The sequence below is a fragment of the Mycobacterium sp. shizuoka-1 genome, from assembly GCF_002723835.1.
GTDB lineage: Bacteria > Actinomycetota > Actinomycetes > Mycobacteriales > Mycobacteriaceae > Mycobacterium.
The window spans coordinates 109,897-123,525 of the sequence record NZ_BEWG01000057.1 but is presented as its reverse complement, the minus strand read 5'-3'; the positions used below and the strand labels follow the sequence as shown (position 1 = coordinate 123,525).

13 protein-coding genes are annotated in these 13,629 nt (G+C 69.0%); 5 read left to right on the top strand and 8 right to left on the bottom strand.

What is annotated here, in order from left to right:
- Nucleotides 1-44: 44 nt before the first annotated feature.
- A complete protein-coding gene (locus tag MSZK_RS17395) occupies nt 45-1,274 on the bottom strand; it encodes an RIP metalloprotease (protein ID WP_099249932.1) in 1,230 nt (409 codons plus the stop codon).
- Nucleotides 1,271-2,446 carry a 1-deoxy-D-xylulose-5-phosphate reductoisomerase gene (gene dxr / locus MSZK_RS17390; RefSeq protein WP_099249931.1) on the bottom strand — a complete coding sequence of 392 codons (1,176 nt, stop codon included), beginning with the start codon at nt 2,444-2,446 and terminating at the stop codon, nt 1,271-1,273. Before dxr ends, MSZK_RS17395 begins: the two co-directional genes overlap by 4 nt.
- A gap of 127 nt (nt 2,447-2,573) precedes the next feature.
- Between dxr and MSZK_RS17385 the strand changes: the two genes are divergently transcribed.
- The 4 genes from MSZK_RS17385 to MSZK_RS17370 are packed head-to-tail and all read left to right on the top strand — an operon-like array spanning nt 2,574 to nt 8,702.
- A complete protein-coding gene (locus tag MSZK_RS17385; protein ID WP_099249930.1) occupies nt 2,574-3,596 on the top strand; it encodes an iron ABC transporter substrate-binding protein in 1,023 nt (340 codons plus the stop codon).
- Nucleotides 3,597-3,605: 9 nt separating this feature from the next.
- Entirely contained in the window at nt 3,606-5,171 is a 1,566-nt protein-coding gene (locus MSZK_RS17380; RefSeq protein WP_099249929.1) for an iron ABC transporter permease, read from the top strand.
- Nucleotides 5,168-6,226 carry an ABC transporter ATP-binding protein gene (locus MSZK_RS17375; protein WP_099249928.1) on the top strand — a complete coding sequence of 353 codons (1,059 nt, stop codon included), beginning with the start codon at nt 5,168-5,170 and terminating at the stop codon, nt 6,224-6,226. The genes MSZK_RS17380 and MSZK_RS17375 overlap by 4 nt, the downstream gene beginning before the upstream one ends.
- A 13-nt stretch (nt 6,227-6,239) precedes the next feature.
- The gene (locus MSZK_RS17370; protein ID WP_371411354.1) at nt 6,240-8,702 is read left to right on the top strand and encodes an AMP-binding protein; all 2,463 of its coding nucleotides are present in this window, start codon (nt 6,240-6,242) and stop codon (nt 8,700-8,702) included.
- Nucleotides 8,703-8,727: 25 nt separating this feature from the next.
- Here the strand turns inward: MSZK_RS17370 and MSZK_RS17365 are convergent, their stop codons facing one another.
- Genes MSZK_RS17365 through MSZK_RS17345 form a run of 5 tightly spaced genes read right to left on the bottom strand, consistent with a single transcriptional unit; the run spans nt 8,728 to nt 11,598 of the window.
- Nucleotides 8,728-9,405 carry an energy-coupling factor ABC transporter permease gene (locus MSZK_RS17365; protein WP_099249926.1) on the bottom strand — a complete coding sequence of 226 codons (678 nt, stop codon included), beginning with the start codon at nt 9,403-9,405 and terminating at the stop codon, nt 8,728-8,730.
- A gap of 15 nt (nt 9,406-9,420) precedes the next feature.
- Nucleotides 9,421-9,732, bottom strand: a complete 312-nt coding sequence (locus MSZK_RS17360) for a nitrile hydratase accessory protein (RefSeq protein ID WP_099249925.1) — start codon at nt 9,730-9,732, stop codon at nt 9,421-9,423.
- Nucleotides 9,729-10,349, bottom strand: a complete 621-nt coding sequence (gene nthA, locus MSZK_RS17355; RefSeq protein ID WP_099249924.1) for a nitrile hydratase subunit alpha — start codon at nt 10,347-10,349, stop codon at nt 9,729-9,731. The genes MSZK_RS17360 and nthA overlap by 4 nt, the downstream gene beginning before the upstream one ends.
- A complete protein-coding gene (gene nthB, locus MSZK_RS17350; RefSeq protein WP_099249923.1) occupies nt 10,346-11,077 on the bottom strand; it encodes a nitrile hydratase subunit beta in 732 nt (243 codons plus the stop codon). The genes nthA and nthB overlap by 4 nt, the downstream gene beginning before the upstream one ends.
- On the bottom strand, nt 11,074-11,598 hold the full coding sequence (locus MSZK_RS17345) for a DUF1097 domain-containing protein (protein ID WP_099249922.1): 525 nt from the start codon (nt 11,596-11,598) through the stop codon (nt 11,074-11,076). Before MSZK_RS17345 ends, nthB begins: the two co-directional genes overlap by 4 nt.
- A 218-nt stretch (nt 11,599-11,816) precedes the next feature.
- On the opposite strand from MSZK_RS17345, the gene MSZK_RS17340 reads away from it, so the two are divergent.
- Nucleotides 11,817-12,830, top strand: coding sequence for a GlxA family transcriptional regulator (locus MSZK_RS17340; protein WP_099249921.1), 1,014 nt, complete (start codon nt 11,817-11,819; stop codon nt 12,828-12,830).
- On the opposite strand, the gene MSZK_RS17335 is transcribed toward MSZK_RS17340, so the two are convergent.
- Nucleotides 12,780-13,629 (bottom strand): GlxA family transcriptional regulator (locus tag MSZK_RS17335; RefSeq protein WP_233211358.1); only part of this gene is annotated, 850 nt, incomplete at its 5' end. The genes MSZK_RS17340 and MSZK_RS17335 overlap by 51 nt on opposite strands.

Below are 13,629 nucleotides of genomic sequence, written 5' to 3'. Positions count from 1 at the left end.
GGCGGGGCCGGCATCCCCAGACCGATGGAGGTCACAGTTGTCTCCTATTGAAAGAGTCGGATCGGGTTGACCAGGTCGGCGGTGACGGTCAACAGCATGTAGCCGACCACCACGACCAGGATCACGTAGGTGGCGGGCATCAGCTTCAGGTAGTTGACCGGCGCCGCGGCGACCTTGCCGCGCGCCGATCGGATGACGTTGCGGATCTTCTCGAACACCGCGATCGCGATGTGACCCCCGTCGAAGGGCAGCAGCGGCACCAGGTTGATCGCGCCCAGCACGAAGTTCAGCTGAGCCAGGAAGAACCAGAACGCCACCCAGAGCCCGTGATCCACGGTGTCGCCACCGATGATGCTGGCCCCCACCACGCTGATCGGCGTCTCGGGGTCGCGTTCGCCGCCGCCGATCGAGTGCACCAGCGCGCCGACCTTGGTGGGGATCTTCGCCAGGGACTTGCCCAGCTCGACCGCCAGGTCGCCGGTGAACGCGAACGTCGCGGGCACCGCCGAGAGCGGGTTGTACTGGGTGGGGCCGAACACCTCGGGAGCGACGCCGATCGCGCCGACGGTGGTGGGTGCGGTGGCGTCCTTGGTGGTCCATCGCTGCGTCGGCGTGACGTCGACCGTGGTGGTGAATTCCCGGGACTGCCCGCCCTCGGCGCGTTCGACGGTGAACACGGTCGGGCCGTTGAGCTTGCGCACCGCGGCGACGAGGTCGTCGAAGGTGCCGACGGGGGTGTCGCCGACCTTGGTGATCACGTCGCCCTTGGCGATACCCGCGAGCGCCGCCGGACCGGGACCGGTGCAGTCACCCGCCTTGTCCTTGGCCAGTTGCGGTGCGACACAAGCGGTTTCGCCGACCATTGCATTGGTGGGTTGATGCAGGTTGGGCAACCCCCAGAACACCGCGATGCCGTAGATCACCACCAGCCCGATGATGAAGTTCATCGCGGGCCCGGCGAACAGCACCGCCACCCGCTTCCAGGTGTCCTGCCGGAACATCGCGTACGGGCGTTCCTCGGGCTTGAGTTCCTCCACCGAGGTCATCCCGGCGATGTCGCAGAAGCCGCCCAGCGGGATCGCCTTGACGCCGTACTCGGTGCTGCCGAGCTTGTTGGGCCGGTACGTCGACCACAGCGTGGGACCGAAACCGACGAAGTAGCGGCGCACCTTCATGCCGGTGGCGCGGGCCACCCACATGTGACCGCACTCGTGCAGCGCAACCGAGAGCAGAATCATCAGTGCGAACAGCGCGATGCCGAAAGCGAACATCATCGGATTGCCGTGACCTCCTGTGCGACGGCCTCGCGGGCGCGTTCCCGGGCCCAGCGCTGTGCGTCAAGTACGTCTTCCACGGTAGCGGGTTCGGCGGCCCACTGGTCAGCGGCGTGCAGGACGTCAGCGATTGTTCGCACGATGGCCGGGAATCGGATCTTGCCGTCGAGGAAGGCCGCCGCGGCCTCCTCGTTGGCGGCGTTGTACACCGCGGTCAGGCAGCCGCCGGCCTGTCCGGCGTGGCGGGCGAGGTCGACGGCGGGGAACACCGAGCTGTCGAGGGGCTCGAACTCCCAGGTGGAGGCGGTGGCGAAGTCGCAGGCCGCGGCCGCGGCCGGCACCCGGTCGGGCCAGCCCAGCGCCAGCGAGATCGGCAGCTTCATGTCCGGCGGGCTGGCCTGGGCGATCGTGGAGCCATCGGTGAACGTCACCATCGAATGCACGATCGACTGCGGGTGCACCACCACGTCGATCCGGTCATAGGGCACCCCGAACAGCAGGTGTGTCTCGATCAGCTCGAGCCCCTTGTTGACCAGCGACGCCGAGTTCAGCGTGTTCATCGGGCCCATGTTCCAGGTGGGATGCGCGCCGGCCTGCTCGGGTGTGACCGGCTCGAGCTGGGCTGCCGACCAGCCGCGGAACGGGCCGCCGGAGGCGGTCAGCACCAATTTAGCGACCTCACCGGCGCTGCCGGAGCGCAGGCACTGGGCCAGCGCCGAATGCTCGGAGTCGACCGGCACGATCTGGCCGGGGGCTGCGGCCTTGACCACCAGCGGCCCCCCGGCCACCAGCGATTCTTTGTTGGCCAGCGCCAGCCGGGCACCGCCGGCCAGCGCGGCCAGGGTGGGCTGCAGGCCCAGCGCGCCGACCAGCGCGTTGAGCACGACGTCCACGCCCTGTGCGCAGGCATCCTCCACCAGGCGGGTGACGCCGTCGGGACCGCTGTAGGCGACGTCACCGAGCTGTTCGGCGGCCACCGGGTCGGCGACGGCGATCATGCTGACCCCGGTCTGCGCGCGCTGCCGGGCCAGCAGGTCGAGGTTCGCGCCACCGGCGGCCAGCCCGACCACTTCGAAGCGGTCGGGGTTGGCGGCGATCACCTCGAGTGCCTGGGTTCCGATCGAACCGGTACTGCCCAGGATCAGGACCTTGCGGCGGGTGGCGGGGCTCACCCGTCAATTGTGCCGCCTCCGGAGCCCAGCCCGGCACAGGCGGCTCGTCGGCCCCGGCGCCACCCGACCACATCCGGGCGGGGGTATATGGTTAGCCAACCCTTATGGCTACCACGGAAGGGCCCGTATGCTCAGCCGCCGATCCGCGCTTCGAACCACCTCGGCACTCCTGTTGACCCTGCTCCTCGCCCTGGCCGGGACGGCGTGTTCCTCCGGCGCCGGCGACGAACTGCTGGTCTACAACGCGCAGCACGAATCGCTGACGAAGGAGTGGATCGAGGCGTTCACCAAGGAGACCGGGATCAAGGTCACCTACCGCCAGGGCGGGGACACCGAGCTGGGCAATCAGCTGATCGCCGAGGGCGCCAACTCACCGGCCGACGTCTTCCTCACCGAGAACTCACCGGCAATGGCTGCCGTGCAGCGCGCGGGCCTGTTCGCCCCGATCGACGCCGCGGTGGTGGCCAACGTGCCCCAGCAGTTCCGGCCCGCCGACAATGCCTGGACCGGCGTGGCCGCGCGCAGCACCGTGTTCGTCTACAACCCGGCCAAGCTGCCCGCCGACCAGCTGCCGACCTCCCTCATGGACCTGGAACGCCCGGAGTGGAAGGGCCGCTGGGGCGCCCCGCCGACCAAGGCCGACTTCCAGGCCATCGTGGCCGCGCTGCTGCAGCTGAAGGGCCCGACCGCCACCGAACAGTGGCTGGCCGGCATGAAGACCAACGCGGTCATCTACTCCGACAACATCGCGACGCTGCGCGCGGTCAACAACGGTGAGATCGCCGGCGGCGTGATCTACCACTACTACTGGTATCGCGACCAGGCCAAGACCAAAGAGCTCAGCGCCAACACCAAGCTGCACTACTTCGGCCATCAGGATCCCGGCGCGTTCCTGAGCCTGTCCGGTGCCGGGGTGCTCAAGTCCAGCAAGAAGCAGGACAAGGCGCAGCAGTTCCTGGCGTTCATCACCGGTAAGGCCGGCCAGGAAGTGCTGCGCGACGGCACCTCCTTCGAATACCCGGTCGCCAGCGGTGTTCCCGCCAACCCCGCGCTGGTGCCACTGGACCAGCTGGATCCGCCCGCCGTCGACCCGTCCACGCTGGACGCCAAGACGGTCTCCGATCTGATGACGCAGGCGGGCTTGTTGTAGGTGTCCCCCATGACCGAAGCGCCACCGCGGCCGACGGCGAACCGCCCTGCGGCCCGCCGCCGGCCCGGCCCCGTCGCGGCCACCGTCGTCGCGGCGCTGGTGGCGGTGACGTTCATCCCGCTGGGCTACGTGGCGTGGGCGTTCGTGAGCACCGGGCCGGACCGGATCGCCGAGCTGCTGCTGCGCCCCCGCGTCGGCGAACTCCTGGTCAACACCGTCGGCCTGGTTCTGGTCACCGTGCCGCTGTGCGTGCTCATCGGTATCGGGGCGGCCTGGCTGGTGGAACGCACCGACGTCCCCGGCCGCACGCTGTGGCGGCCACTGCTGGTCACCCCGCTGGCCGTACCGGCGTTCGTGAACTCCTACGCCTGGGTGGGCGTGGTGCCGGCGTTGCACGGATTCACCGGCGCCGTGGTGGTGACCACGCTGTCCTACTTCCCGTTCGCCTACCTGCCCGCGGCGGCCACCCTGCGACGGCTCGACCCGGCCGTCGAGGAATCGGCGCGAGCGCTGGGCTCCGGGTCGGGGGCGGTGTTCGCCCGAATCGTGTTGCCGCAGTTGCGATTGGCCATCCTCGGCGGCGGATTGCTGATCGGCGTGCATCTGCTGGCCGAGTATGGTGCGTTCGCGATGCTCCGGTTCAACACCTTCACCACCGCGATTTTCGAACAGTTCCAGGCCACGTTCGACGGTGCGGCCGGATCGATGCTGGCCGGCGTGCTGGTGCTGCTGTGTCTGCTGCTGCTCGTGGCCGAGGCCGCCGGCCGGGGCCGGGCCCAGTTCGCCCGGGTCGGCTCCGGCGCTCCGCGGCCGGCCACCACGGTGGCGCTGGGCGCCGCCCGCCTTCCCGCGCTGGCCGGGCTGACCGTGCTGAGCGTGCTGGCATTGGGTGTCCCGGCATGGACGATCGTGCGCTGGCTGGCGATCGGCGGTCGTCAGGTGTGGGTGCTCGACGATCTCGGGGTGGCGCTGCTGCAGACGATCGGGCTGGCCGTGGCCGGCGCATTGGCCGCCACCGTGCTCGCCTATCCGGTGGCCTGGGTGGCGGTGCGGACCAGCGGGCCGCTCGCGCGGGTGGTCGAGGGTGCCAACTTCCTCACCAGCTCGCTGCCCGGCATCGTCACCGCGCTGGCGCTGGTGACGGTGGCGATCCGGCTCACCCCCCCGCTCTACCAGACGGTGACGCTGTTGTTGTGCGCCTACGTGCTGATGTTCATCCCGCGGGCGCTGGTCAGTGTGCGGGCCGGGTTGGCCCAGGTGCCGACCGGGCTGGAGGAGGCGTCGGCGACGCTGGGTGTGCCCCCGACTGCGACGTTGTGGCGGATCACGTTGCGGCTCACCGCCCCCGCGGCGGCCTCGGGCGCGGCGATGGTGTTCGTCGCGGTGGCCACCGAGCTCACCGCCACGCTGTTGCTGGCCCCCACCGGCACTCGCACCCTGTCGATGCGGTTCTGGTCGCTGGCCAGCGAGCTGGACTACGCCGCCGCCGCGCCGTACGCGGCGATCATGATTCTGCTGGCGCTGCCGGTCACCATGCTGTTGATCCGGCAATCCTCGAAGGCGGCGGCGCTGTGACCGTCCAACTCCACACTCGTTGCCTGACAAAGTCGTTCAACGGCGTCACGGTTCTGGACAACCTGGATCTGGAGATCCCCGAGGGCAGCATCACCGCCGTCGTCGGGCCGTCGGGTTGCGGCAAGACCACGTTGCTGCGGATCATCGCCGGATTCGAGACGCCCGATTCCGGCACGGTCGCCCTGGCCGGGCGCCAGGTCGCCGGACCGGACGGCAACGTGGCACCGCACCGTCGCGGTGTCGGCTACGTGGCGCAGGACGGCGCACTGTTCCCACACCTGACGGTGGGTCAGAATGTCGCCTACGGCCTGGCGTCGCGACGACGCAGCCGGGCGGTGCGCGACCAGGTCGCCGAACTGCTGCGCACGGTGTCGCTCGACGAGTCGCTGGCCTCGCGGCGCCCCAGCGAACTGTCCGGCGGTCAGCAACAGCGGGTGGCACTCGCGCGTGCGCTGGCTCGCAGGCCGGCGCTCATGCTGCTCGACGAACCGTTCAGCTCGCTGGACACCGGGCTGCGAGCGACCACCCGAAAAGCGGTGGCCCGCACCCTGTCCGAGGCTGGGGTGACCACCCTGCTGGTCACCCACGACCAGGAGGAGGCGCTGTCGATCGCCGACCAGGTGGCGGTGATGAGCGGCGGACGTTTCACCCAGGTGGGCACCCCGCAGGCGGTGTATCTGCGCCCCGCCAGCCGGTTCACCGCCGAGTTCCTCGGCGACTGCGTGTTCCTGCCGTGCACGGTGCGCGACGGTGTCGCCGATTGCGTGCTCGGCCGGGTTCCGGTGGGATCGGCCGCCGAGGGCCCGGCGACGATGTTGCTGCGCCCCGAGCAGTTACAGGCCAGTGTCGTCGCCGACGATGTCAGCGACGCCGGCCTCGGCACCGTGGTGGGTGCCGAGTTCCTGGGGCCGGATGTGCTGTTGACCATCGAACCGGCCGGCGGCGCCGCCCCGATCACGGTGCGCCAGCACAGCTTCGGCTGTCCCGGCCTGCACACCAAGGTCACCATCGAACTCCTGGGCACCCCGGTCATCTTCGAGGACAGCGGTGCGTGAACTGATCGACCGGATGACCGCCTTCGGCGATCGTCCCGCGGTGCTGACCGCCACCGAGCTGGTGACCCACCGCGAGCTGGCCCGCCGGGCGGTGGCCGCGGCGGCAGCGCTGGGCAGCGACCGCAAGCTGGTGCTGCTGGAGACCACCAACGCGGTGCCGAGCCTGGTCGCGTATCTCGGTGCGCTGACGGGCGGCCATGTCGCCGTCCCGGTCCCGCCCGCGGCGGATCACACCGCGCTGCTGGAAACCTATGATCCCGACGTGGTCGTCGACGCGACCGGGACCATCCGCCACCGGCATCGCCGGAGCCGGCACCGCCTGCACCCCGATCTGGCGCTGCTGCTGAGCACCTCGGGCAGCACCGGGTCACCCAAGCTGGTACGGCTGTCCGCGCAGAATCTTCGCTCCAATGCCGTCGCGATCGCCGACTACCTCCACATCACCGACACCGACTGTGCGGCAACCACATTGCCGATGTCGTACTGCTACGGACTGTCCGTGGTGCACAGCTATCTCTGGCAGGGCGCCGCGCTGATGCTCACCGATCTGTCGGTGGCCGACGACCAGTTCTGGGAGCTGGCCGGCGAGCACGGCGTGACCAGCTTCGCCGGGGTGCCCTACACGTTCGAACTGCTCGACCGGGTCGGGTTCGACGCCATGAAGCTGCCGAGCCTGCGCTACATCACCCAGGCCGGTGGGCGGCTTCGCCCGGAATCGGTGCGCCGGTACGCCGAACTCGGGGCTCGCCGCGGTTTCGAGTTCGTGGTGATGTACGGCGCCACCGAGGCGACCGCCCGGATGGCTTACCTGCCACCGGATCTCGCCGGCGACATGCCGGAAGCCATCGGCCGGGCCATCCCTGGCGGGTCATTCACGCTCGCACCGCTGGACGGCTTCACCGAGCCGGACGTCGGCGAGCTGGTCTATCACGGGCCCAACGTGATGATGGGATACGCACATTCGCCTGCCGATCTGGCCGAGGGCGCACAATTGACCGAGCTGCACACCGGTGACGTGGCCCGCCACCTCGGCGACGGCCTCTACCAGGTGGTGGGCCGGCTCGGCCGGTTCGTCAAACTCTACGGGCTGCGCATCGACCTGCAGCGGGTGGAATCGGTGGTGGCACAAGACGGGTCACCGGCGATGTGCACCGATGCCGACGGCCAGCTCGTGGTCGCCGCCGCCGGTGCGGTGAACCCCGCCGATCTGCGCGAGCGCACGGCCACCGTCGCCGGCCTGCCCGCCACCGCGGTACGGGCGGTCGCGCTGGCCGAACTCCCGGTGTTGCCGTCGGGCAAGCCCGACTACCCCGCCCTGCGGACCATCGCCCGCGAACAACAACCGCGACCCGGAACCGATGTGCGTGCGCTGTTCGCCGACGTGCTGCACATCGACGAGCGGGCAATGAGCCCCCAGAGCACGTTCGTGGGACTGGGTGGCAATTCGCTGTCCTACGTGAGCCTGTCGATCCGGCTCGAGCGGATGCTGGGCCATCTCCCCGTCAACTGGCAGAACACCACGGTGGCCGAACTGGAGCGGCTTGCCACGCCGTCGCGGTGGCGCTGGAGCGGGCTGCTGGAGACCAGCGTGGCACTGCGGGCCTTGGCGATCGTCTTGATCGTTGGCTCACACGCCGGGCTGTTCGAACTGTGGGGCGGCGCCCACATCCTGCTCGCGGTGGCCGGTTACAACTTCGCCCGGTTCTGTCTGACCAGCCCGTCGCGCCGCCGGCGGGTGCGCCACCTGGTCGACACGATCGCCTGGATCGCCATCCCGGCGATCGCCTGGATCGCGTTCGCCCTGGTGGTCACCGACGACTACGCGCCGTCGAATCTGGTTCTGCTGCAGAAGATCCTCGGTCCACATGACAGCATGACCGCGGGCCGGCTGTGGTTCGTCGAGGTGTTGGTGTGGATTCTGGTGGCGCTGACCGCGTTGTGCGCGATACCGCTGTCGGATCGGGTCGAACGCCGCTACCCGTTCGGGGTCGCCGCCGCGTTCTTGGCCCTCGGAGTTGCGTTGCGTTACGACCTGCCGGGCTTTCACCTGGGCCACGAGGCGTGGTTCACCCTGCTGGCATTCTGGTTCTTCGCCGCCGGCTGGGCCGCCGCCAAGGCCACCGCCGTCTGGCAGCGCCTGCTGGTGAGTGCCGTCGTCATCGTCGGGGTGGTCGGCTACTTCGGCAACGGTCACCGCGAGGTGCTGGTCGCAACCGGCATCCTCGCACTGATCTGGCTGCCGGCCTTGCCCTTTCCCGCCGGTCTGACCGTTGCCGCGGGCGTGGTTGCCGAGGCCTCGCTCTACATCTACCTGACCCACTTTCAGGTGTATCCGTTGTTCGGCGACCGGGTGGTGGGGGTGGTCGCGGCGATCGCGGTCGGGATCGCGCTCACCCAGGCCATCGGTGCGCTGCGCGCCCGGTGGTCGGCGCGCGAACAGACGCAGAATCGCGCTGAGTCCCGCAGAAGTGCGTGATTCTGCGTCTGTTCGGCGGGCCGGCTCAGGCCGGATTGAACAGCCGCGGCTCCAGCCAGGCGCCGTCACGGAACCGTTGCAGCGCCTTCGCCCCGGCCAGCACCGCCAGGTCGGCCAGCGGTTCGAGGATGATGACCGACAGGTAGGCAGCCCCGAAGGTGGCCACGCCGGCGATGGTCTGAACCGAGAAGCCCTCGCCGTAGATCGCCCAGAACGTCACCCAGGACACGATTCCGGCCTGATACGTGGTCGACAACGCGAGCGCCTGCCGGTACTTCAGGTCGACATAGCGGGTCTGCGGAGCGATGGTCCTGGCCGCGACGTACTGCAACGCGAACAGTGGCACCAGCAGCGTGGTGACGTTCATGCCGTACTGCGGAAGATCGAACGGGGCGAACAACACGCCCTGGGCCAACAGACCCAGCGCGAGCCCGAACGCCGCCGGAGCGGCGCCGAACAACAGGAACAGCGTCGATCCCAGGATCAGGTGCACCTCCGAGACCCCGACCGGAAAGTGCGGGAAAACCTGGAAGAACACGAACACCATCGCGGTGGTCGCCAGCGTGCCGACCATCAGCGAGCCGGCGCCGCGGCCCTTGATGTGCTTGCCGGCCAGCGTCAGCGCGTACGCGCCGACCCCGCCCGCGGTGAGGTAACTCAGGACGATCTTGGAACCGTCGACGATTCCCGGCTCGATGTGCATGGTCAGTCCTCTCGGTCAGTGGTCGTGGTCGTAGTCGACGGCGTGATCGCCGTCATCGGTGATGACGGGCGCGGTCAGCAGCTGTCGCTGCTCGACGACATGGTCGAGGGCCGCCACCCAGTGGTCGTAGTACTGCCAGTCGCCGCGGTCGGAGTCCGGGGTGGCCTCCCACGCCCCGATCGTGTCGATCAGGCTCTGCTGGAATTCGCTCCACGGATAGTGGCCGAATTCCGAGAGTGCCAATGCCAGACCGAACGCCCGACGCTGCCATTCGTGGTCGAACGACGGTGCGGCCTGGTCGGTGGTACAGGTTGCGTGCAGTTTCATGCCGGTTGTCCTGCCAGCGCGACACCCATCATCGATTCGGTGGTGACCAGATCCATCAGTTGCTCGGTGCTGAAATCCTCGGTGCCGGAGGGCCGTTCGGGAATCACAAACCACCGGGAGTGGCCGCTGGAATCCCACACCTTGATCTCGGTCTCCTGGGGCAGATCCACCCCGACCTCGGCCAGCACGGTTCGCGGTTCACGCGCCGCGCGCGACCGGAACACCGGATCCTTGTACCAGTACGGCGGCAGGCCGAGCACCGGCCACGGAAAGCACGAGCACAGGGTGCAGATGACCAGGTTGTGGACGCCGGGACCGTTGGCGACCGCCTGCAGGTGCTCGCCTTCGGCGCCTGCCATGCCTTCGGGCAGGTCCAGCTCGGCGAGCGCAGCCGGGGTGTCGACGACGACCCGGGCGGCGAAATCGGGGTCGGTCCATGCCTTCACGACGATCTTCTTGCCGTTCAGCGGCGTCATCTCGGACTCGAAGTAAGCCAGCACCTTGTCCACCGTCTGACCGGTGATGATGCCCTTCTCGATCAACAGATGCTCCAGCGCCGCGACTCGGTCGGCGCTGGAGCGCTCACGGTCGGCCGGGTAGGCGAATTGCTCACTCACTGGTCCTCCTCGACGGATTGAAGGTATGCCTCGAAAAGCTCGGCGTAGAGGGTGTTGGCGCCCGGCTCGGCACGCACCCCCCACAGCTCCTCAGGCGTGAATTCGACGATGTAGATCGGCATCGGGTCGCCGATGCCGTCGCCGGTGTGGACGAAGTAGCCGTAGTCGCCCTCGAAGATGCGTTGCACCGTGCCGACCCGCTCACGCAGATAGCCGGGCAACCGGGTGTGGTCGCCGGCCGGGACGTTGGTGATGCGCACCCGCTGGCCGACCGCGAACCGAGGATGCGCCACGTCTCGGCGCGGGCTGTCGCCCCGGCGCAGATAGTCGATCACCTGGTCGTCGATCGCGGCGTCGCCACCCTCGGCCGGTGTCGCCTGCCCGAGCAGCGCGGCGATCTCGTCTTCGGACACATAGCCCTTGTCGATGAAGAACGCGGTGATGCCGCCGAGCCATTTCTCGTAGTAGCGAAACTTGAAGTAGTCGAAGGGATTCATCGCCTCGGCGCCGGTGCGCAGCGAGGCCCACGTCCACTCGTCGGAGAACTTCGTCGGCACGTCGGCGATCGGGTATTCGGGTAGTGCCTCACCCAGATGGTTGCTCAGCCCCATCATCGCCACGTGGATGCCGAAGATGCGCTTCTCCCACTCCTCGACAAAGACCCGCTTTTCCAGGACCAGTGGCTCGGGCAGGCCTTCGAGGCCGCCGAGATAATGCTGCAATTTCATGCGGTTGCACCTTCCGTGTCGGGACGACCCGCGGGGGCCGTCCGGGTCATCACAGTGGCCAGGTATTCCGAGGCGATCCCGAACGTCGCGCCCAGCACGCACGCACAGGCGGCCACCAGTCCGGGATGCGAGATGCTCGTCGCGGTCACCAGCTGACCGGTGCCGGCCACCGTCGACACCGTCGAGGCGAATCCCACCACCACCGCCGGCGTCGTGGACAGCATCCCGACCCAGGACGCCTGCACCATCAGGGCACTGCCCACGCCCACCGCGATCGACGTCGCGGTCAGCGAGCCGCCCAGCAGATGTGCGGCATACAAGCTCGCGCAGGCGATGCCCACACCCACCAGGTTGGACAACACCGAGCGCACCCAGCCGGCGGGACCACCACCGACGAAGAAGAACGATGCCCAGGCCAGGAACACCACCCAGATCGGAACGGTGATCACAGTGGCGGTGAACGCCACCGCGATCCCGCCGAGCACACCGATGCTCAGCGTCAGCGCAGATCGTGAGTCCATACAGTTCCACCTCCTTGTCGTGATAATCGAGACGCTGCGGCCAACGTTGATCGGGTTGTGTTTCAGCTTGGTAAACCACGGTTTTCGGATGCGGACGCGCAAGGACAGGCCACGCGCAGAATCGGCCATCGACGCACCGGGCCGACCGACCCGGACACAAGGGGCGAAAATCCGGACATCGCCGCGCATCTGGGCATCCGCCCGGCCACGCTGACAGGATGTGCCACCACGCCGACCGCCGACCCCGGCATGTGGTGCTGCTGGTGTCCGACGGCGTGCGCACCATCGACGTCACCACCGCCCTCGAAGTGTTCGACAGGGCAAGGGGTTTGGGGTGTGCCTACTCGGTCGCGCTGCATGCCTTCGACGAGGCGCGCACCGTCGCGTGCTCATCGGGGCTGAGGCTGGATGTGGCACCCGCGTCCGCGGTGGACCCGCGCCCCGACACCCTGCTGATCCCGGGTGCCGACAGCTTCGTGACCGACGGCGTACCAACCGATCTGCAGCAGTTACTGCGGTCGCTCGCGCCCGGCGTGCGCCGGCTCGCCGCGGTCTGCACCGGTTCGTTCGCGCTGGCGTCAGCCGGGCTGCTGGAGCACCGCCGCGCGACCACGCACTGGCGGCATCTGGATACGTTCGCCGCGCGGCACCCTTCGGCGATCCTGGACCGCGAGTCGGTGTACACCCGGGACGGCGAGGTCTGGACGTCGGCCGGCGGCGCCGCCGGTATCGATCTCGCCCTCGCACTCGTCGCCGACGACCACGGCGCCGACATCGCCGCCGAGATCGCCAAGGACATGGTGATCCTGAGCCGACGGATGGAAGGGCATCCGCAGATCTCGGTCGCCGCACGCACCCCGCGGCCCAAACACCCAGGGCTGGAACGGCTGACGGCGACGGTGAACACCGACCCGGCCGGCGACTACGAGCTCGACACGGTGGCGGCCCAGCTCGGTCTGAGCCCACGGCATCTGGCCAGACTGTTCAAAGCGCAGGTCGGAATGACGTTGCGCCAGTATGTGTACGAGGTCCGGCTGGAGAACGCGGTCGGACTCATGCTGGCGGGCGAGTCGTTCCACGCCGCCGCCCGGCGCAGCGGGCTGCGTTACGGCGCGCGCGTGCGCGACCATCTGGCCGCGCACCGGACGTTGCCGCCCGGCAGGCGCAGCGGACCGACCGGCCTACTGGTCGATACCCGTGGTGCGGAAGCGGTTTCGGTACACGCCGGGTGAGACCCCGAGGTTTCGGCGGAAGGTGCGCCGCATCGTGTCCGGCGTGCCGAAGCCGGCCCGGCGAGCCACGGCGTCCTGGCTGTGGTCGGCGGTCGCGAGCAGCACCTTGGCGGCCTCAAGCCGGGCCTGCTCGACGAACCGGGCCGGCGTCATCCCGACTTGATCGCGGAACATCCGGACCAGGTGACGCTCGCTGACCGCGGCGCGGGTCGCCATCGACGCGATGGAATGATCGGCCGCGGGGTCGCTGACGACGGCGTCCATGATCTCGCGCAGGCCACCGGAGACCGGCAACGCCGAGTCCGCCCACACGCTGAATTGCGCTTGGCCACCGGGCCGTTGCAGAAACACCACCATCCACCGCGCCACCCGGCGCGCCACACTCGGTCCGTAGTCGCTTTCGACCAGGGCCAGCGCCAGGTCGATGCCTGCCGTGATGCCCGCGCCGGTGATGAACGGGCCGTCCTGCACGAACAGGGAGTCGGGATCGACACGCACCTGCGGGTACTGACGCGCCAGCGTCGCGCAGTGCGCCCAATGGGTGGTCGCCCGGCGCCCCTGCAGCATCCCGAGTTTGGCCAACACGAACGCCCCCGTGCACACCGAGGCGATCCGTCGCGCACGCGGGGCGAGTGCCTGCACCATCGCCAGCGCGTCGGGAACCGTGTCCGGCGTCGGCTCCTCGGGAATGTCGTGCACCCCCGGCGTGAACGAGAAGTCGGCCGGCACCCCGCCGGGCACCAGCAGGGTGTCGATCACCGCAGGTACCTCGGCCAGTGACACGTCGACATCCAGTTTC